A 4,792-nucleotide genomic window follows, 5' to 3' on the forward strand; every position below is an offset into this window, starting at 1 on the left:
GAAAGACAGGGTGTCGTGCGCCGCGAGCAGGCCCTGGTGTGCGGTGTCGGTGTACGAGAGGTCGCCAATCTCCGACCCGTACAGGATGTACACGGAGGGGAGGGAGGAAGACCCGGTGCACCCGGCGACGGCGAGCAGGAGGGCGAGGACGATGGTGAGAGAGATGAGGGAGAAGGATGGTTTCATGGGGAGAGGTGGTTCTGGATGGGTATTAAACGGAGGGGATGGCGTGGGGGAGGTGGTCGCTCCTGTTTCGGCAGCTTCATCGGGGACGTTGCCGCATCGGTGTACAGGAGTTGCTGACGATGAAAAACGTCGATATGAAACGGGACGGGGACAGGCTGGTGATCACGGTCGACCTCTCGAAGGATTTCGGGGAGTCGAAGTCAGGGAAGTCGATCACGATCGCGTCCACGGAGGGGAATATTTCGGTGCCCGGGGACGAGGAGGTCAAGATCGGGCTGAATGTGTATCGGAAAAAGTGAGGGACGGTTTTTTCCCACAATAATTGCAGTGACGGGGTGACTCCCCGTGACTCTTTTTTTACTTCTCAGAGTGCCTCTCTTTCAGGTAAAAATCCTGATTGAGACCGAGTTCCCTGAGGGCAACCCGCACGTCCTCGATTTTATCCATCGATATCCCATCTGGATTTTCGATCTCGATCTCCACATTCACCGTGAGACGCCCGTCATTTGAAAACCGAGATAGTACCCTGCGGTAAAAATTGGCCCACTGACGATGGGGCATTTCACCACTCAGTTCAAGTGACGTAATGATTTTTTCAGGCTCTGTCTCTATGGGGGCGGTTTCTGTGATAGGAGAGATGGATCCTTTAACGGTGGCCGTCGCATCATCGCAGGAGGCGGTGATTTCAAATGTGTTATCGCCTGGTCCCGGCTCAAAGACGCCTCCCTCAGTAATCACACCTCCAACCGCTTTCCAGCACGCTGATTTACTTGAAATAATCTGGTCATCTGCGTTATAGAGGGTTGCACGTAACTCCTGTTTTTGCCCGGATTTGAGAGGTATGTCCGGCCGCTGGATTACAACCCTGGCAACTGTAGTGTCCATCTCTTTTTCCCGGACAATGTTTTCCGCAACGTCTCTGGGTATGATGAACATATCGTCTGAGATCTCAACTTCCAGAACGCTCATGGGTTGGTTGAAAGAGAATGGTTCATGCTGATGCAGGGACGTTATTCCCACGTATCCGAAGATCCCGTCCGAGACTCCCCGAGCAATCGTCCGTTTGATAACCTCCTGACTGCTGACGCGGGGGAAGCGTGGGGAGGCAAAAAAGGCGTCTCTAACCTGACGGGTGCTCCATTCCTGTGATATGGGGGACCAGTTCCTGACAAGATAGTTGGGGTTTACCGTGTCGGTTAACTGGTCCAGTTCTTTTAGTTTGTGCGTGATGAACTTCGTTATGGACTCCGAGGCGCTGGAATTGATACGGCCCAGGTTTTCGAGACGTATGGTGTCCTCGGGGGTGTAGAGGCCCAGCACATTGTAACTTTCCCAGACCTGCTCCTTCATCTGCCTCTTAGAGGTCTCGACATACTCCCTGGCCTGTCGTTTCTGGGCATCGTCGAGATTCAGGGTGTCGGCGTCGTCCCTGATCTCGCACCAGGCAAGATAGTCGCGGATTGTCTCTGCGAGGGGACCTGCATTCGAGGCTATTGCCCATATCAGTGATGATTTATAGGTCCGTCCCGATCCGCCATGACATTTTGTGCATTGAAGCGCACAACTTTGTGTTTCTGCATTCTGAGCATCCATCGACGGCGGAAGAACAACGAGGGTCACCGCCGGCCTGTCCATGATGTCGCTGCTGCGTTTGGGGAAATATACTCTTTCAAGTGAGGGGCTCTGGTCGAAGACGCTCTTGATCGTCTCCTCCGCCTTCTGCCTGATGACGTCAGATTGAATTGAGGCTTTCCGGTCGGCGTGTGTTTTTATGAGGTTGGTCTTGATTCCGAAGCGATAGTCGTTGGCCTCTTTGTTCATGAAGAAACAACTGCCCGATGGAGGAGCAAGCGCTTCGAGGGCGGTGTCGATGTTGCCACTGTCATGGCCGGGCCCGCCGACGGCCAGACGGATTTCAGGGAGAGACGCGACTGTTCTTGGCTGCCCGCCGTTGGATTCGAAAAATATTGTTGTTGCAATGGCGCGGTGAAGGCCGAGAGAACGGATGGGTTCGCCTGCTTCTTCATCGAGGCGTTGGGCGTGCGAGTCGGCGTTTCCGCAGATGTCGGTGGTGATGACGCCTTCGAACCGTCCTTCTCCGACCTGTTTGAGGAGTGCGGCGCGGAAGAGGGGTTCATCGAGGGGTGCGGAACCGAGGGTGATGAGAGGATCCTTCACCCCTTTGCGGTAACTCTTCTGGTAGAGATGGGAGACCCAGAGGGCCATGAGTTTGAGGACGCCGCGGGTCTGCTGGAAGGTGGGGAGGGTCTGCCATTTCCGTTCGAAGACGGAGAGGACCATGGGATGGAAGGGGTATGTTGCCTCAAATGCCTCGTAGGCGTGGTCCACAGGGAACCAGCCCGGGACGAGGGTGCGGTTGTCCCGGATCCAGTCGGCATATTCGGCGATGGTGTCCTTTGCGTCGGAGGGGAGGGCGGTCCACTCGAAGAGGCGGCGGCGGATGATCTCGGCGGTTTCGGACTTTGCCGACATGATATATGCCTTGCCGACCCGTTCGAGGAGTTTTTCGAGGCGCTGGTAGTCTCCGATGTCGGCGGGTGTCATCTCCAGTTCAGAGGCGGGTACGGAGATGGCGAGGACGACACTGTCAGAGCTGCGAGCGACTTCGGAGAGGCTGTGGATGAAGGTGTACATCTGGTCGGCGAGGCCGGTCTTGAGTTCGCGGCTCCGACTGGTGTAGTTGATCAGTTCGTCGAGGAGGATGAGGCAGGGGGTGTTCTTCGGGAGGAAGGCCTGGATGACGTCGCCGGCAGGCGCAACCATCTTCGCGTCGTGTTCCCGGACGACGGCGAAGGCTTCCTCGCCGCCGAGTTGCCAGGCGATCTCGCCCCAGGGCGTCCGGCGGAGAGGGGTACCGTCGTTTCCGCCCCGGCCGGCGATGGAGTCGAACTCGGTGCCGACGAAGACGGCGGTGGCGGCCTGCGGGATAGTTGAGATGCCTGCCTGACTGACGATCTCCATGACACCGGGCCACCCGACGGCTTTCTGCCCGCAACGGGCGAGGTGATAGATGAGGGTGAGGGCGTGGGTTTTTCCGCCTCCGAACTGTGTGGTGAGGTTGAAGACGGCGTTGGTCTCGACCCGTTTGCCGGAGAGGCGGGCGACCACTTCGGCGGCGAAGGATCGGAGGGTGTCGGTGAGGTAGGTCCGTTCGAAGAAGCGCCGGGGGTCCTGGTAGTCAGGGGGTGCCTGGCCTGTTCTGACCTTGTCGAGGTGCACGGCAAATTCTGAGGCGTCGGTCGGTCTTCCCTCCCGCAGGTCCTCACGGGGGGTGATTACTTTGTACCAGGGTTTTACTGCCATTTTTTCCTCATCTCAGAAATTTTTTGTATAGGGGTGTTGGTTCGGGTTTCATAGAACGGAGCAGGAATGTGACCTTTGTATAGATTCCCTTTTGCGTTTCTGCCAGGACGTAATATTGTCCTGGCGGGTAACGAGAAGAATCGATCTCCTGTACATAGGTCTGGTCGTTCTGGATGGCTACTTTTAGTTCTTCAAGAAGGGAGTATGGATCTGCCGCATTATAAATTTTCAATTTTACAATTTCGCTTCCGTCGGTCGCCGTTCCGGAAAAATTCAATTTATTTCCTGGGATATACGTTCCGGAGCCCTCCATTGCTAATGATACAAAACCTTCTTCAGACGATAGATTGTGGATCACCCTATGATACTCGGTGGACGTCATATCAAAGGGGGGGAGGGGGCAGGATATGCGATCGGCCATGTCTCTGAAGAGTTTGGATAACCTGATGTAATCCGAAGCGACAAAGCCCTGGAAATTACTGTATGGTGGAGGCAATTGACTAAATTGCATGTTGTGGATGCAGAGAGGGATGATATCTTTCTTGAGGAGACATGCGCCGCCGAGTTCAAAGTTTATCCACGGACGTTTGACTGCAGTGCCTGAACAGAGAATAACTACGTAGTCTGCCTGCCTGAGGGCGGTGGTGAGCACGTCGAACCATTGCTTACCAGATGGGATGCTTTCGTCGTCGGAAGAGACGAATACGTCGATCTTATCGCGGAATATGTGTTTGATGAGTCTTTTCAGGGAAATTGCAATCTTTTTCTCCTTCTCTTCATGCGAGATAAAGAGATGGAGGGATCTGGACGATGTTTCAACCATGTTATACCCCGAGCGATTTTTTCCTGGCGAGGACGCCGTCCACCCAGCGCTTCTCTTCCGAAACAGGGGGGTAGAGGGCGGAGAGGGCCTGGGCGAGGGTGGCGAACTGTGGGTCTTTTCTGACATCTTCGAGGAGGAAGCGTTTGAGGGCGTCGCTTTTTCCGGCGCCGAAGAGGAGCATGCTCTGGTGGACGGTGTCGAGGACGGTGGTGCCGGTGAGGGTGAGCGGGTGGTCACTGTCGATGGCCTCGGCGGTGTACTCGCCGTCGATGACTTCCCCGAGGGTCATCTGCTTCTCCTTCTTTCCCTTCGGTGCTGCGGCGAGGTCGTAGCGCCCGAAGAGTGAGGCCGCCCGGTCCCTGACCGGGAGGAGGCGGGCGGTGCTGCCTTTCACTTCGACGAGGCCGGGCATTTCTTCGAGGCGGGCGCCGAGACCCTGGGCGATCTTCCGGGCTGTGT

3 protein-coding genes and 2 pseudogenes are annotated in these 4,792 nt (G+C 56.1%); 1 reads left to right on the forward strand and 4 read right to left on the reverse strand.

Translation table 11 applies throughout. The features are described 5' to 3' along the window. Positions 1-186, reverse strand: a pseudogene (locus PHP59_RS11315) (BMP family ABC transporter substrate-binding protein); the annotation flags it as partial. Positions 187-305: 119 nt separating this feature from the next. Between PHP59_RS11315 and PHP59_RS11320 the strand changes: the two are divergent. After that, entirely contained in the window at positions 306-485 is a 180-nt protein-coding gene (locus tag PHP59_RS11320; protein WP_300167048.1) for a hypothetical protein, read from the forward strand. A 58-nt stretch (positions 486-543) separates the two neighbouring features. Here PHP59_RS11320 and PHP59_RS11325 read toward each other — a convergent pair whose 3' ends face one another. The 3 genes and pseudogenes from PHP59_RS11325 to PHP59_RS11335 all read right to left on the reverse strand — a co-directional run. Next, positions 544-3,510: a DUF499 domain-containing protein gene (locus tag PHP59_RS11325; RefSeq protein WP_300167050.1), complete on the reverse strand. Its 2,967-nt coding sequence runs from the start codon at positions 3,508-3,510 to the stop codon at positions 544-546. Positions 3,511-3,517: 7 nt separating this feature from the next. Then, the gene (locus tag PHP59_RS11330) at positions 3,518-4,333 is read right to left on the reverse strand and encodes a toll/interleukin-1 receptor domain-containing protein (protein WP_300167053.1); all 816 of its coding nucleotides are present in this window, start codon (positions 4,331-4,333) and stop codon (positions 3,518-3,520) included. Between the two features lies 1 nt (position 4,334). After that, positions 4,335-4,792: pseudogene (locus PHP59_RS11335) on the reverse strand (DUF1156 domain-containing protein); the annotation flags it as partial.

Origin of the sequence: Methanofollis sp. (assembly GCF_028702905.1) — an archaeon.
GTDB lineage: Archaea > Halobacteriota > Methanomicrobia > Methanomicrobiales > Methanofollaceae > Methanofollis.